Raw genomic sequence first — 13,561 nt, forward strand, 5'->3', positions numbered from 1 at the left:
ACAGCCGCTTCAATCAGGGGTGTAAGGGTTCAAAATTAATTGAATACTTATGCTTTAAAAGTAGACAAAAGCCGAGATAAATCTCGGCTTTGTATTGTCTGCTGGTTTCTTTAGCTGACCCTTGTCCCAGGAGTCGGGTAGGCCTTGCGCAGTGATTCGGGTGCAAGCACCTCCAGGTTGCCGCTCATGTTGTTCAGCCAGGAGCGGAACTCGGGCGTATCCTGCACTTCGGTCTCCACCACCACGCTGCGCTTGTCGTAACGGGTCATACGCGGGTTATGCCCCGGGATTTGTCCATCGATCAGGGTCGGGCAGTTGGCATCGATGCGCCCGACGAAGCGGATCGGACCGCTGACGTCCTGATAACCCTGGTCGCGGATCAGCTTCTGGATATTGAAGTCCTTCGGCTGGGTCGCGCTGAAGTTGGTCAACTCCACGTTCTTGATGTGATCGAACGGAATGCCGTAGACCTTGGGATCCAGCTCGGACAGGGTACAGAGCAGGATGGGGCCATCGGGCTGGTTCAGGATGCCGAGGGGATTGATGCGGTCATAGCAGAGCCAGACAGTACGCTCCTTGATGACACGCTGGATCTCGGCGCTGAACTTGCGGCCACGCCAGAGGGCGTCGCGGATCAGGGTGCTGCGGCGGATCTCCGGATTGCCGGCGAAGGGGCGAGGTGACTGGTGCACGCTCTCCAGCCAGCGCTCGGCCAGTTCGCTCTGGCTGTCGCGGATCACCTGACCAGCCTTGTCGATCAGCGGGTTCAATTCGGTCAGCACGCTTGCCGGCAACAGTTGGCTTGCCTGGTCGCTCCAGGTTTTCAGGGCCACTGCCAGCGAGAGCGGCATGATGTTGGCAAAGTCATTGAGACCATGGCGCTCGAAGCACCAGCCATGAGGCTTGCTGCGCTCATCGGAGGTGAGGTCGAACAGTCCCATGCCGGACATCTCTTCCAGGTCCCGTTGCACGGTACGGAGACTGACGTGAATGCCTTCCTCTTCCAGTTTTACCTGGAGTTGGCTGGCGGTCAGCTTGTAAGGGCGGTGCGGGATGCAACGCGCCAAGGTCAGTTGTCGTAACAGCTTCTTACTCATGGTGCATGCCTTCACTGGTTTAGCGTTGAGTGTATCCTAGCCATGGCCTACGACAGTCTATGTCGCAAGTTTTGCTGCGACAACTGTCGCCATTTTTATACATGAAGAGTCATGACATTGATAAATAAGACAAAAAAGAAATATAAAGGGGTTGTTTGAGCCCTTTTTTTATTGCAAACAAGCCTTGCGAGGATGCTCGCGACCAGGGTGACTGGAAGGAAATGGAAGCAGGAAGGAGGGGGAGGTGGGGAGGAGGTGAGGGACGGACCCTCACCTCGACACGTCGTTATGCCAGCCAGGACCAGGCTGATTTGGTGATGGCTGCGCCCACCATGTAGCCGAATACTGCGAGAGCGGCCACTCCGGCCACCAGCTTCTGGCCGCGGGCAGGGCGCTTGAGCGCCATGACGCCAAGGCCGATGTAGATCACCAGGGCAATCAGCTTGGCCAGCAACCAGGGCTGCTGGCCAGGGCTCATCTGCAGGGTCACCGCCAGCAGCACACCAAACAGCAGCAGGAAGGTGTCGTTGATGTGGGGCAGCACCTTCAACCATTTCTGTTGCAGCCGCCCGCTGCCCGCCAGCGCCAGGCTCCAGCGGTAGAGGAAGAGCAGCAGGCTGACCAGGGCCAGGGTCATGTGAAGGTGTTTGAGCATTGGGTAATAGGCAATCATGTTGCTTCCTTGTCGTTGTCGGGCAGACCGCTGTTCCATTGATGGGCGTGGGTACGCTCCTGTCCTTCCTGATCGTCTTGCAGCAGGTCGGAGAGGATGTCGCGGTATTGCAGGCTCTTGTTGATATAGGTGTGCTCGTCGTCCAGGTAGTTGACCTGTTCCCGCAGCAGCCGATTGTCATACTGCTTGAACATCTGCCCCGCACGCCAGGCCTGATTGGCCCTGAATCCCAAGAGGGTGAGTGCTTCTACCCCAAGATCCACGGCCGACCCCAGGGTTTCGCGGTGCACGCTGTCTATCCCGTGGCGCAGGATCTCGTGGGCATGGGGTCTGTCCTGGGCACGGGCCAGTATTCTGAGGTGCGGGAAGTGCTTTTTCACCATCTCGATGACTTCGAGGGAGGTGGCCGGGTCATTGAGGGAGAGCACCAGCAGTTTGGCCTTGTGGGCGCCGGCCGCGTGCAGCAGGTCGAGTCGGCTGGCATCCCCATAAAACACCTGGTAGCCGTACTTTCTCAGCATCTCTATCTGGCTGGCATCCTGCTCCAGGATGGTGGTGCCAATACCATGGCCGTGGAGCAGACGCCCCACTATCTGACCGAAGCGACCGAAGCCGGCGATGATGACCGGGTGTTCCACCAGCTCGGGCTGTTCGTGTTCGGGGGTGTCGCTCTGGTTGCGGTAGTCGAACCAGGGCTGGATCACTCGATCGTTGAGGATAAGCAGCAGCGGTGTCAGCGCCATGGAGAGCGCCACCAGCAGCGTCAGCAGTGAGATGGTGCTGCCCGGCAGTACCTTGTTCTGGGCGGCGAACGAGAACAGCACGAAGGCGAACTCCCCGCCCTGGGCCAGGGCCAGGGCGAAGGTCCAGCGTTGGTTCGGGGAGAGGCGAATGACAAAGCCGAGCCCCATCAGCACCAGCCACTTGAGCACCATCAGACCGATCACCAGTGCTGGGATCAACAGGGGATGGGCGGCAAAGAGGCTGAAGTCGATGCCGGCACCCACCGACATGAAGAAGAGGCCGAGCAGCAGCCCCTTGAACGGCTCTATGTCTGCTTCCAGCTCGTGGCGGTATTCGCTGTCCGCCAGCACCACGCCGGCGAGGAAGGAGCCGAGGGCGGGGGAGAGACCGACGGATTCCATCAGCACGGCGATGGCGATCACCAGCAGCAGGGCGGCAGCGACGAAGATCTCCCGCATGTGGGACTGGGCGATGGCGCGAAACACCGGCCGCATCAGGTAATGACCACCCAGCACGATGCCAGCGATGGCGGCCACCACCAGCAGGCCGTGCTGCCAGCCTGCCAGCTCCGAGCTGCCGCTGCTGGCGACCGGTGCGATGGCCAGCAGCGGCAGGATCGCCAGGATGGGGATGACGGCGATGTCCTGGAACAGCAGCACGGCGAAAGCGGAGCGGCCGCTCTCGCTCTGCATCAGTTTGCGCTCCTGCAGGCTCTGCAGCACGATGGCGGTGGAGGAGAGCGCAAGAATGAGACCGATGGCGAGCCCCTGCTGCCAGGGCAGACCCAAAAGATAACCCACCCCGGTCAGGGCGACACTGGTGAGCAGCACCTGCAGGCCACCGGTGCCGAGGATGGGCCCTTTCAGTTGCCACAACAGGGCCGGGCGCAGCTCCAGACCGACCAGAAACAGCATCAGCACCACCCCGAACTCGGCGAAGTGCATCACGTCTTTCTGCTCGCCCACCAGACCAAGCAGGAAGGGACCTATGATGATCCCCGCCAGCAGGTAGCCAAGGACGGAGCCCAGCCCCCACCGCTTGGCCAGCGGGACGGCGATCACCGCCGCCGAGAGGTAGATCAGGGCATCAAACAGCAATCCATGTCCCATCAGCGGCTTCTCCTTAACATGATGAATGCCGGTGAGGGCTGGCCGGGCCTGCGCCCGGATCGAGTGTGTGTCATGGGAGTACCCCCAGCAGATCGCGCAGATAGGGGCTCTCGGCCAGCTGGGCCGGGGTCAGCTGCTCGTCACGCAGGGCGCACAGCAGTTGGCGATAGTCCTGGCCGCAGCGGCGCAGCGCCTCGGGATCCTCGAGTTTGTGGAAAGAGTGCAGCACGAAAGGGGGCAGCCAGCGCATTCCGCACAGCTGTGCGGTCTGCTGGAAGGGGAGCAGGAAGTCGAGCAGCGGGCGCTGATTGTAGCCGGCGCGGCAGTAGGATTCGGGGCCGCCCCCCGTGGTGATGGCGCTGAGCCACTGCTTGCCGTTGAGGGCATGGGCCTCGGGGCCGTAGGCATAGCCGTACTCCAGCACCAGGTCCATCCACTCTTTCATGATGGCCGGGCAGGAGTACCAGTAGAAGGGGTGCTGGAAGACGATGATGTCGTGCTCCGCCAGCAGGGCCTGTTCCCGTTTCACGTTGATGAACATGTCCGGATAGCGTTGGCAGAGATCGTGCAGGGTGATCCCCTCCAGCCCCTCGATGGCGTGCAGCAGTTGCTTGTTGGCCCGGGAACTCTGCAGCGCCGGGTGTGAAAAGATGACCAGAATGCGTTTCATGGGATTCCTGAAGAGGGTCTGCTGCCGGCACATGCGACAGATTGTGAGCTGAAACGTTATCAAGAAGCTCCCTGGCCCGCCAGTTCCGGGATCAGTGCGCGCAGCGCCGGATTCAGGGTCTGGTGGGCGGGGTAGCAGAGGCCGATGCGGCGGAACATCCGGGGGCCGCTCACGGGCAGGGTGCACAGGCCCGCTTCGTCCTCCACCAGCCCGTCGGGCAGGAAGCTGATGCCCACTCCGGCCAGCACCAGCGCCATCACCAGCCCCTTGCTCTCGGCCTTGGCCACCAGATTGAGGGTGAGCCGGTCACAGGCCAGCAGGCCTATGGTTTGCTGATGGGCTTCGCAGGGGGGACACTCAATGAAATCATGGTGTTGCAACTCAGCCAGCTCGATACGCGCCCTGCCCGCAAGAGGGTGTCTCCTGGGAACGCACAGCACGTACTCCTCTTCCCAGAGCGGCAGGAAGATCTCGTCCTCCCGGCGCAGGGCATCCAGGGTCAGTCGGCAGTCGGCCGGGGTGCCGTAATCGGAGAGGGTGAGATCCAGCTCGGGCAGTACCCCCTGCACCCGCCGAAGCAATCCCGCCAGCCGACGGCGGCTGAGGTCGGGCATGATGGCCATGTTGAGTCTCGCACGCGTCGCCTTCTGGCGAAACAGAGTCGGCAGGCGACGCGCCTCTTCCACCAGCTTGACGGCGTGGGGATAGAGATAGTGGGCCGGATCCTTCGCTTCCACCCCCTTCTTGCCCCGGATGAAGAGGCTGTCCCCCAGGCTCTCTTCGAGCTGGCGAAGGCCGGCGGAGAGGGAGGGTTGGCTCACGTGGCAGCGGGCTGCCGCCGCCGTGATGTTCTTCTCTTCATAGATGGCGATGAAGAAGCGCAGCAATCTCAGGTCCAGCATGGGGATACCATAGTTAATTCAGATGATAACCAGCGGAAAACTATATTTATCGCCGATGGATGTAGCGACTATAGTGACTGGGTCCCGTGCTGGCCAGCCCTTGTTTGACGCCCATTTCAACGCATCAGAAGGAAAACTCCATGTCCAAGTCCCTCGTGGTGATCACCGGCGCGTCCGCCGGGATCGGTGCCGCCATTGCCCGCGCCTTCTCCACCGCCGGCCATCCGCTGCTGTTGCTGGCCCGCCGGGTCGAGCCCATGCAGGCGCTGAACCTGCCCGATACCCTCTGCATCGGGGTCGATGTCACCGACACCGCCGCCATGAAGGCCGCCGTGGCGCAGGCGGAGGCGCAATTCGGCCCGGTGGGATGTCTGGTCAACAATGCCGGCGTCATGCTGCTGGGACAGGCCGACGTGCAGGATCCTGCCGAGTGGCAGCAGATGCTCAACATCAACGTGATGGGGGTTCTGAATGGCGTGCATGCGGTACTGGCCGGCATGAAGGCCCGCCGCAGCGGCACCATCATCAACATCAGCTCCATCGCCGGTCGCAAGACCTTCCCGAACCATGCCGCTTACTGCGCCACCAAGTTCGCCGTCCACGCCCTGACCGAGAATATCCGGGAAGAGGTGGCCGATGTGGGCGTGCGGATGGTGACCATCGCTCCGGGCGCGGTGGAGACCGAGCTGCTCAGCCACACCACGGACGAGCGCATCAAGGCGGGCTATCACGACTGGAAGGATCAGATGGGAGGCGTCATTGCACCCGAGGTGATCGCCGACGCCGTGCTCTACGCCTGGCACCAGCCGGCCAACGTCTGCGTGCGGGAGATCGTGCTGGCAGCCACCCGTCAGCAACCCTGATGCAAACGGGGGAGGGGTTGACCCTCCCCCTGGGCCAAGGGTTACCATAGGCCCTCTTTCGTCATTGAGTCGTCTCATGGTCCTGACCCGTCGCCAACTCGCTCGCGCCCGCCGCTGGCTCCCCCTGTGGAGTCTGGTGCTGGTGCTGATGTCGTTTGGCAGCCGTGCGGCCACCGATCTCTGTACCCTGACGCCCCATTGCAGCCAGAGCGAGCGTACCCTGGAAAAAGCCATGCCCTGCGGCAGCTTCACCTCGGCGCTCGCCATGACGGTGCTCACCAACGACAGCCTGACGGTTGCCCGGCTTGAGCCCGACAGGCCGACATACCTCTCTCCCTCTCTGTTCATGCCGGAGGCGCCCCTGAAGCGTCTCGAGCGTCCGCCCCGTCACCACGGCTGAGTCGAGTTTCCCTTTCCGGGCATTTCTTCTTAACCGAGGTGAGATATGTACAAGTCCCTGTTACTGGCCGTGCTGGCCGGTACCGTCAGTTTTTCTGCTCTGGCAACCGGGCAGATGACCGTCTACAAGTCCCAGTATTGCGGTTGCTGCAAGACCTGGATCAAGCACATGGAAGAGAACGGCTTTGAGGTCAAGGTCGTGGAAACCGAGCAGCTTGACCCGATCAAGCAGCAGCATGGCATCACCCCGCAGCTGGCCTCCTGCCACACCGGGGTGGTGAACGGCTATGTGGTGGAGGGGCATGTGCCCGCTGCCGACGTGCAGAAGCTGCTCAAGGAAAAACCGGCGATCCGCGGTCTGACCATTCCGGGGATGCCCCAGAGTGCGCCGGGCATGGATATTCCGGGTCAGCCCTATCAGGTGCTGAGCATCAGTGACGAGGGCGCGACCAAAGTCTGGTCGAGCTACCCCGGCTGATGGATGCTGACCGTGAGCAGACACACTTCCATCATGTGAGGCACACCTGAGCGAACCCGTGTCGCCCACGGTCAGGGAGGAGGGCCGCCATCGCGAGATGGCGGCCCTTTTTCGTCGATTTGGGGGGGAATGTCCGGGGAGCCCTTGCAACCCCGGGCGACAAGGGGCAGATTGATCGCCAATTTTTATTTTCTCAGGGACGCTTTTCCCACTGCCTGCCGGTGTGCCGTCTGGATGCGTGCAGCACCAGCGGGAGGGGCGGCCCTGTGACAGCGCAAAGGATGCGACATGTTCACCTTTTCCCGGGGGTTGCTGCTGGCTTGCCTGCTTGCTGCGCCCTGTTCCCATGCCAACGAAGAGTCCGCCATGCCTACAAGCGATACTTCCACCCAGCCTGTCATTGTCCCCCCGGTGGCTGCCAAGCACCCCCATACCCTGAAAAAACACGGGGACACGCGCGTCGACAACTACTATTGGCTGCGCGATGACGAGCGGCAGAAGCCCGAGGTGCTGGACTATCTCAAGGCCGAGAATGCCTACACCGAGGCCATGCTCGCACCGATCAAGCCGCTGCGCGAGCAGCTCTACAAGGAGATGGTGGCCCGTATTCCCCAGCAGGACGAGTCTGTCCCCTATGTGAAGAACGGCTACCGCTATCAGACCCGTTACGAGCCGGGCAAGGAGTACGCCATCTACTCCCGCAGCAAGGTGGAAGGGGACGGGGCGCCCGCCCTGCTGCTGGATGGCAACCAGCGCGCCGAAGGCCACGAGTTCTATGCCCTGGGGGCGCTCGAGGTGAGCCGCAACAACCGCTGGCTGGCGGTGGCGGAAGATTATCTCTCCCGCCGTCAATACAGGATCCAGTTCCTCGATCTGGAGAGTGGCGCTTGGGCCGCCGACACCCTCGAGAACACCTCCGGCAACCTGGTGTGGGCCAACGACAGCAAGACGGTCTTCTACGTGCGCAAGCACCCCAAGACCCTGCTGCCCTACCAGGTCTATCGCCACGAGCTGGGCACGGACCCCGCGAAGGATACCCTGGTCTACGAGGAGAAGGACGACTCCTTCTATGTGAGCCTCTACGCCACCACCTCGGAAGATTTCATCGTCATCTCCCTCTCCAGCACCACCACCAGCGAGGCGCGCCTCATCGATGCCAATGTGCCGGGCCAGACGCCACGCCTCTTCCTGCCCCGTCAGGTGGATCACGAGTACAGCCTGGATCACTACCGCGGCCGCTTCTATGTGCGCTCCAACAAGGACGGCAAGAACTTCGGCCTCTATGAGACCAAGGAGAGCCCGGTGGATCGCTGGAAGGCGGTGATCGCCCCCAATCCGGACGTGCTGCTGGAGAGCTATGCCCTGTTCAGGGACTGGCTGGTGCTGGAGGAGCGCAGTCAGGGGTTGACCCGGTTGCGTCAGGTCAACTGGCAGAGTGGCGAACAGAAGGAGATCGCCTTCGACGATCCCGCCTATGTCACCTGGCTTTCCTACAACCCGGAGCCGGACACCAGCGCCCTGCGCTATGGCTACTCCTCCATGACCACGCCGTCCTCCACCTATGAGCTCGACATGGACAGCGGCAAGCGGACTCTGCTCAAGCAGCAGCCGGTGGCGGGCTTCGTGCCTGCGCAATATGCCAGCGAGCGGCTCTGGATCACCGCCCGTGACGGCGTAGCCGTGCCGGTGTCGCTGGTCTATCGCAAGGACAAGTTCAAGAAGGCAGGGGGTGGTGCAGGCACCAATCCCCTGCTGGTCTACGGCTATGGCTCCTACGGCGCCAGCATGGACCCGGACTTCAGCAGCTCACGCCTGAGCCTGCTGGACCGGGGCTTCGTCTACGCCATCGCCCATATCCGGGGTGGCGAGGAGCTGGGCCGCACCTGGTATGAAGAGGGCAAGCTGCTCAAGAAGCAGAACACCTTCAACGACTTCATCGACGTGACCGAGGCGTTGGTGGCGCAAGGCTACGGCGCCAGGGATCAGGTCTATGCCATGGGAGGCAGCGCCGGCGGCCTGCTGATGGGGGCCGTCATCAACCAGGCGCCCCAGCTCTATCGCGGCGTGGTGGCCCAGGTGCCCTTCGTCGACGTGGTCACCACCATGCTGGACGAGTCCATTCCCCTCACCACAGGGGAGTATGACGAGTGGGGCAACCCGAACAAGAAGCGCTACTACGACTACATGAAGGCCTACAGCCCCTACGATCAGGTCAAGGCCCAGGCCTACCCGAATCTGCTGGTGACCACGGGGCTGCACGACTCCCAGGTGCAGTACTGGGAGCCGGCCAAGTGGGTGGCCAAGCTGCGTGAGCTGAAGACGGACGACAACCAGTTGCTGCTCAGCACCGACATGGAGGCCGGTCATGGCGGCAAGTCGGGCCGTTTCAAGGCCTATGAGGACATCGCCCTGGAGTTCGCCTTCATTCTGGAGCTGGCTGGCAGCAAGGCGTGATGGCCGGGCCCAAATGAAATCAGCTTGTTACCAAACCCCGTTCCGGCAGCCCCGGATCGGGGTTTTTGCATCTTGGCGACAAAAGCGTCATTAACGTCGTGTTTATGCTGTTCAGTAAGCACTTCGCAATATAACGGACCAGGTTTCTAATCCTTGCCAGTCAAGGGTTGCGAAAGAATCTGGGCGTGCTTTTTATTGCTTCCCTTTGATAGTTCATGTAATTAATCTGCCCTTGAGAAATGAATGATCCGCTTCAAACTTCTCGCTATTTAAATCCGCCATTTTGCTGTTTTGTTTGATTTATGTTGGTGTTATGTGCTTAATCGGAGCGTTAATGCTTTTGAACTGACCCGTTTCTGGTCAGATCACCTCCGATCGGCATGACGCTGATTATCTCACCGCAGGATGATGGTGGCTTCTGGAAGGGCGCGTGCCGCTCGACCATTTCCTCGTACGAGGTCGTATAGGCGAACCCAGTCTTGGTGCGGGTCTGTCTCATATTCTCCCGGGAAACGGGTGAAATAAATCAATGAAAAGGATGAAGAACATGAAAGGATTATCCTTGGCGTGCGCCTTGTCGGCGGCTCTGGTCGGTGTGTCGTTTGGTGGTCCGGTGCAAGCGCAGGAGCGCTTCGTGACCATAGGCACCGGCGGTCAGACCGGCGTCTACTACGTGGCGGGCCAGTCCATCTGCCGCTTCCTCAACCGCGGCGCCGCCGATCACCAGATCAAGTGCAACGCCCCGGCCAGTGGCGGCGGTGTTGCCAACGTCAACGGCATCCGCTCCGGCGAATTCAACTTCGGCATCATGCAGTCCGACCACCAGTACAAGGCGATGAAGGGCGTCGAGCCGTTCAAGGCCGAAGGTCCGATGGATGACATCCGCGCCGTCTTCTCCCTGCAGAGCGAAGTGTTCACCATTCTGGCCCGCAAGGACGCCAAGATTGCCAGCTTCGACGACCTGAAGGGCAAGCGCGTCAACATCGGCAACCCGGGTTCCGGTCAGCGTGACACCTTTGAAGAGATCATGACCGTGAAGGGCTGGGACAAATCCGCCTTCAGCCTGGTCTCCGAACTGAAACCCGCCGAGCAGGCCTCTGCCCTGGGTGACAACAACATCGACGCCATGAGCTACTTCGTCGGCCACCCGAACGGCGCCATTCAGGAAGCCTCCACCACCACGGACACCGTGCTGGTGCCGGTCACCGGCCCCGAGATCGACAAGCTGCTGGCCGAGAAGAGCTACTACAGCAAGGCCGAGATCCCGGGTGGTCTCTACAAGGGCAGCCCGAACCCGACTCCGTCCATCGGTGGCAAGGCGGTGCTCTCCACCAGCGCCAAGGCTGACCCGGAAGTGGTCTACCAGCTGGTCAAGTCCGTGTTCGACAACCTGGACCGCTTCAAGCGCCTGCACCCGGCCTTCGCGGATCTGAAAGAAGCCGACATGATCAAGGTGGGTCTCTCCGCTCCGCTGCATGAAGGCGCTGTGCGTTACTACAAGGAACGTGGCTGGATGTAATCCGGCTGCGTCTTCGGATGTGCCCCGGACTCGCTCCTCCTTCGGGGGAGCGAGTCTCATTTATTGCAGTACCTACAGAGTCACATTATGCAGCAAACACAACAACAAGAGGCGTTCTCGGCCGAGGAGCTGATCGCCCAGGACGTCGGCGCCAGGCTGCCCGTCGGCCCCATGAGCTGGATCATCGCGGGTCTTGCGCTGATCTGGTCCCTGTTCCAGCTCTGGATTGCCTCGCCGCTGCCCTTCTCCCTCGGCATCGGCGTCCTCAACGACACTGAAACACGCTCGATTCACCTGGCCTTCGCCATCCTGCTCGCCTACCTGGTGTTCCCCGCCATGCGCAGCTCGCCGCGAGACAGGGTTCCCCTTGCTGACATCGCCCTGGGCCTCGTCGGTGCCGCCGTCGCCAGCTATCTGTTCGTGATGTACCAGGAGCTTGCCCAGCGTCCCGGCAACCTGACCACCATGGACTTCGCGGTGGCCTGCGTCGGCATTCCGCTCCTGTTGGAAGCGGCCCGCCGTGCCCTGGGCCCGGCCCTGGCGGTCATCGCCATCGTCTTCCTGGCCTACAGCCTGGCCGGTCCCTGGATGCCTTCCCTGCTGGCCCACCGCGGGGTGAGCCTGCATGCGCTGGCCAACCACCAGTGGATCACCACCGAAGGGGTGTTCGGCATCGCCCTTGGGGTCTCCACCAGCTTCGTCTTCCTGTTCGTGCTGTTTGGCGCCCTGCTCGAGCGTGCCGGTGCGGGCCACTACTTCATCCAGCTTGCCTTCAGCCTGCTGGGTCACCTGCGCGGCGGCCCGGCCAAGGCGGCCGTGGTCGCCTCGGCCCTGACCGGCGTCATCTCCGGCTCCTCCATCGCCAACGTGGTGACCACGGGCACCTTCACCATCCCCATGATGAAACGGGTCGGTTTCTCCAAGGAGAAGGCCGGCGCGGTGGAAGTGGCCTCTTCGGTCAACGGCCAGATCATGCCGCCGGTCATGGGGGCTGCGGCTTTCCTGATGGTGGAGTACGTGGGCATCCCCTATGTGGAGATCATCAAGCACGCCTTCCTGCCGGCGGCCATCTCCTACATCGCCCTGCTCTACATCGTGCACCTCGAGGCGCTCAAGCTCGGGATGCAGCCCATCGGCAACCGTCAGCCGCGCCCCTGGCTGCGTCGCCTGACCGGCTTCGCCTTCGGTGCCGCCCTCATCAGCGGCCTCTCCATGGCGGTCTACTACGGTCTGGGCTGGCTCAAGCCGGTACTGGGTGACTATGCCCTGCCGGGGATCAGCGTGCTGCTGGCCGTCGCCTACCTGGGACTGCTGAAGATCGCCGCGAGCAACGCACCGCTGCCGGCGGAAGACCCGGACAAGCCACTGGACGAGCTGCCCGAGACCCGCGCCGTGCTGCTCTCCGGCCTGCACTTCCTGCTGCCCGTGGTGGTGCTGGTGTGGTGTCTGATGGTGGAGCGACTCTCCCCGGGCCTGTCGGCCTTCTGGGGTTCGGTGATGCTGATCATCATCCTGCTGACCCAGCGACCGCTGCTGAACTGGCTGCGCACCGACGGCAAGCATGACTACGGCTCCTTCACCGATGGCGTGGTGGACCTGCGCGAGGGGCTGATTGCCGGTGCCCGCAACATGATCGGCATCGGCATTGCCACCGCCACTGCCGGCATCATCGTCGGGGCCGTCTCCCAGACCGGCGTCGGCCTGGTGCTGGCGGATCTGGTGGAGTTCCTCTCCATGGGCAACCTGCTGCTCATGCTGATCCTCACCGCGCTGCTGAGCCTCATCCTCGGCATGGGGCTGCCGACCACTGCCAACTACATCGTGGTATCGAGCCTGCTGGCGCCGGTGATCGTCACCCTGGGTCAGCAGAACGGCCTCATCGTGCCGCTCATCGCGGTGCACCTGTTCGTCTTCTACTTCGGCATCATGGCGGACGTGACCCCGCCAGTGGGGCTGGCCTCGTTCGCCGCGGCCGCCGTCTCCAAGGGTGACCCCATCAAGACCGGGATCACGGCGTTCTACTACAGCCTGCGTACCGCGGCGCTGCCGTTCCTGTTCATCTTCAACACCGATCTGCTGCTCATCAACGTGGACTTCGCCCACGGCGTACTGATCTTCTTCGTGGCCACCATCGCCATGCTGATCTTCGCTGCCGCCACCCAGGGCTTCTTCCTGGTGAAGAGCCGCTGGTACGAGAGCGTGCTGCTGCTGCTGGTGGCCTTCACCCTGTTCCGTCCTGGCTTCTGGATGGATCTGCTGCACGACCCGTATCGCGACACCGCCCCGGCCGAGCTGGTCCAGACCATGGGGCAGGTGGAGGCCGAAAGCACCCTGCGCCTGCGCATGGAAGGGGAAGATGCGGTGGGCAAGTTGCGCCGCTTCACCGTGCTGCTGCCGGTGCCGGAGGGCGCCAGTGGCGAGGATCGTCTGGCCAAGCTGGGGATCCAGACCTATGAGCAGGACGGCAAGATCCTGATCGACACCGTCACCTTCGGCAGCCAGGCCGCCGATCTGGGGCTGGAGATGGATCAGCAGATCCTGAGCGTCAAGGCGCCCACCGAGCGCTGGCCCAAGGAGCTGATGTGGCTGCCGGGCTTCCTGCTGTTCGGGGCCGTGGTCTGGCTGCAACGCCGCCGGGTCGCTCGACCCTGAT

11 protein-coding genes are annotated in these 13,561 nt (G+C 62.3%); 6 read left to right on the forward strand and 5 right to left on the reverse strand.

Features of this window, described 5'->3' with window-relative positions; translation table 11 throughout:
* Window positions 1–110: 110 nt before the first annotated feature.
* The 5 genes from I6L36_RS14255 to I6L36_RS14275 form a co-directional block, all read right to left on the reverse strand.
* Window positions 111–1,097 carry a YafY family protein gene (locus I6L36_RS14255; RefSeq protein ID WP_029313511.1) on the reverse strand — a complete coding sequence of 329 codons (987 nt, stop codon included), beginning with the start codon at window positions 1,095–1,097 and terminating at the stop codon, window positions 111–113.
* Window positions 1,098–1,383: 286 nt separating this feature from the next.
* Window positions 1,384–1,770, reverse strand: coding sequence for a SirB2 family protein (locus I6L36_RS14260; protein ID WP_049637325.1), 387 nt, complete (start codon window positions 1,768–1,770; stop codon window positions 1,384–1,386).
* Window positions 1,767–3,623, reverse strand: a complete 1,857-nt coding sequence (locus I6L36_RS14265) for a monovalent cation:proton antiporter-2 (CPA2) family protein (RefSeq protein WP_109112678.1) — start codon at window positions 3,621–3,623, stop codon at window positions 1,767–1,769. Before I6L36_RS14265 ends, I6L36_RS14260 begins: the two co-directional genes overlap by 4 nt.
* 70 nt (window positions 3,624–3,693) lie before the next feature.
* Window positions 3,694–4,293 (reverse strand): NAD(P)H-dependent oxidoreductase, encoded by a 600-nt coding sequence (locus I6L36_RS14270; RefSeq protein ID WP_041212184.1) that lies wholly within the window; start codon window positions 4,291–4,293, stop codon window positions 3,694–3,696.
* A gap of 59 nt (window positions 4,294–4,352) precedes the next feature.
* Complete coding sequence (locus tag I6L36_RS14275) at window positions 4,353–5,195, reverse strand: LysR family transcriptional regulator (RefSeq protein WP_109112677.1); 843 nt, start codon at window positions 5,193–5,195, stop codon at window positions 4,353–4,355.
* Between the two features lie 140 nt (window positions 5,196–5,335).
* Here I6L36_RS14275 and I6L36_RS14280 point away from each other — a divergent pair, with 140 nt between their 5' ends.
* From I6L36_RS14280 to I6L36_RS14305, 6 genes are all read left to right on the forward strand, one after another.
* On the forward strand, window positions 5,336–6,058 hold the full coding sequence (locus tag I6L36_RS14280; RefSeq protein ID WP_052814931.1) for an SDR family oxidoreductase: 723 nt from the start codon (window positions 5,336–5,338) through the stop codon (window positions 6,056–6,058).
* A gap of 76 nt (window positions 6,059–6,134) precedes the next feature.
* Window positions 6,135–6,458 (forward strand): hypothetical protein, encoded by a 324-nt coding sequence (locus I6L36_RS14285; RefSeq protein ID WP_069652338.1) that lies wholly within the window; start codon window positions 6,135–6,137, stop codon window positions 6,456–6,458.
* Between the two features lie 45 nt (window positions 6,459–6,503).
* The gene (locus tag I6L36_RS14290) at window positions 6,504–6,935 is read left to right on the forward strand and encodes a DUF411 domain-containing protein (protein WP_010672577.1); all 432 of its coding nucleotides are present in this window, start codon (window positions 6,504–6,506) and stop codon (window positions 6,933–6,935) included.
* 288 nt (window positions 6,936–7,223) lie between these two features.
* A complete protein-coding gene (locus tag I6L36_RS14295) occupies window positions 7,224–9,389 on the forward strand; it encodes a S9 family peptidase (protein WP_109112676.1) in 2,166 nt (721 codons plus the stop codon).
* 547 nt (window positions 9,390–9,936) lie between these two features.
* Entirely contained in the window at window positions 9,937–10,908 is a 972-nt protein-coding gene (locus I6L36_RS14300) for a TAXI family TRAP transporter solute-binding subunit (protein ID WP_042865391.1), read from the forward strand.
* Window positions 10,909–10,995: 87 nt separating this feature from the next.
* On the forward strand, window positions 10,996–13,560 hold the full coding sequence (locus I6L36_RS14305; RefSeq protein WP_201957135.1) for a TRAP transporter permease: 2,565 nt from the start codon (window positions 10,996–10,998) through the stop codon (window positions 13,558–13,560).
* Window position 13,561: the final 1 nt, after the last annotated feature.

The organism is Aeromonas sp. FDAARGOS 1406 (genome assembly GCF_019048565.1).
Lineage (GTDB): Bacteria > Pseudomonadota > Gammaproteobacteria > Enterobacterales > Aeromonadaceae > Aeromonas > Aeromonas caviae.

What these genes read in the sequence shown, in the direction of transcription:
- I6L36_RS14255 (WP_029313511.1), bottom strand. Translation starts at nt 1,097, where the DNA reads ATGAGTAAGAAGCTGTTACGACAACTGACCTTGGCGCGTTGCATCCCG.
- I6L36_RS14260 (WP_049637325.1), bottom strand. Translation starts at nt 1,770, where the DNA reads ATGATTGCCTATTACCCAATGCTCAAACACCTTCACATGACCCTGGCC.
- I6L36_RS14265 (WP_109112678.1), bottom strand. Translation starts at nt 3,623, where the DNA reads ATGGGACATGGATTGCTGTTTGATGCCCTGATCTACCTCTCGGCGGCG.
- I6L36_RS14270 (WP_041212184.1), bottom strand. Translation starts at nt 4,293, where the DNA reads ATGAAACGCATTCTGGTCATCTTTTCACACCCGGCGCTGCAGAGTTCC.
- I6L36_RS14275 (WP_109112677.1), bottom strand. Translation starts at nt 5,195, where the DNA reads ATGCTGGACCTGAGATTGCTGCGCTTCTTCATCGCCATCTATGAAGAG.
- I6L36_RS14280 (WP_052814931.1), top strand. Translation starts at nt 5,336, where the DNA reads ATGTCCAAGTCCCTCGTGGTGATCACCGGCGCGTCCGCCGGGATCGGT.
- I6L36_RS14285 (WP_069652338.1), top strand. Translation starts at nt 6,135, where the DNA reads ATGGTCCTGACCCGTCGCCAACTCGCTCGCGCCCGCCGCTGGCTCCCC.
- I6L36_RS14290 (WP_010672577.1), top strand. Translation starts at nt 6,504, where the DNA reads ATGTACAAGTCCCTGTTACTGGCCGTGCTGGCCGGTACCGTCAGTTTT.
- I6L36_RS14295 (WP_109112676.1), top strand. Translation starts at nt 7,224, where the DNA reads ATGTTCACCTTTTCCCGGGGGTTGCTGCTGGCTTGCCTGCTTGCTGCG.
- I6L36_RS14300 (WP_042865391.1), top strand. Translation starts at nt 9,937, where the DNA reads ATGAAAGGATTATCCTTGGCGTGCGCCTTGTCGGCGGCTCTGGTCGGT.
- I6L36_RS14305 (WP_201957135.1), top strand. Translation starts at nt 10,996, where the DNA reads ATGCAGCAAACACAACAACAAGAGGCGTTCTCGGCCGAGGAGCTGATC.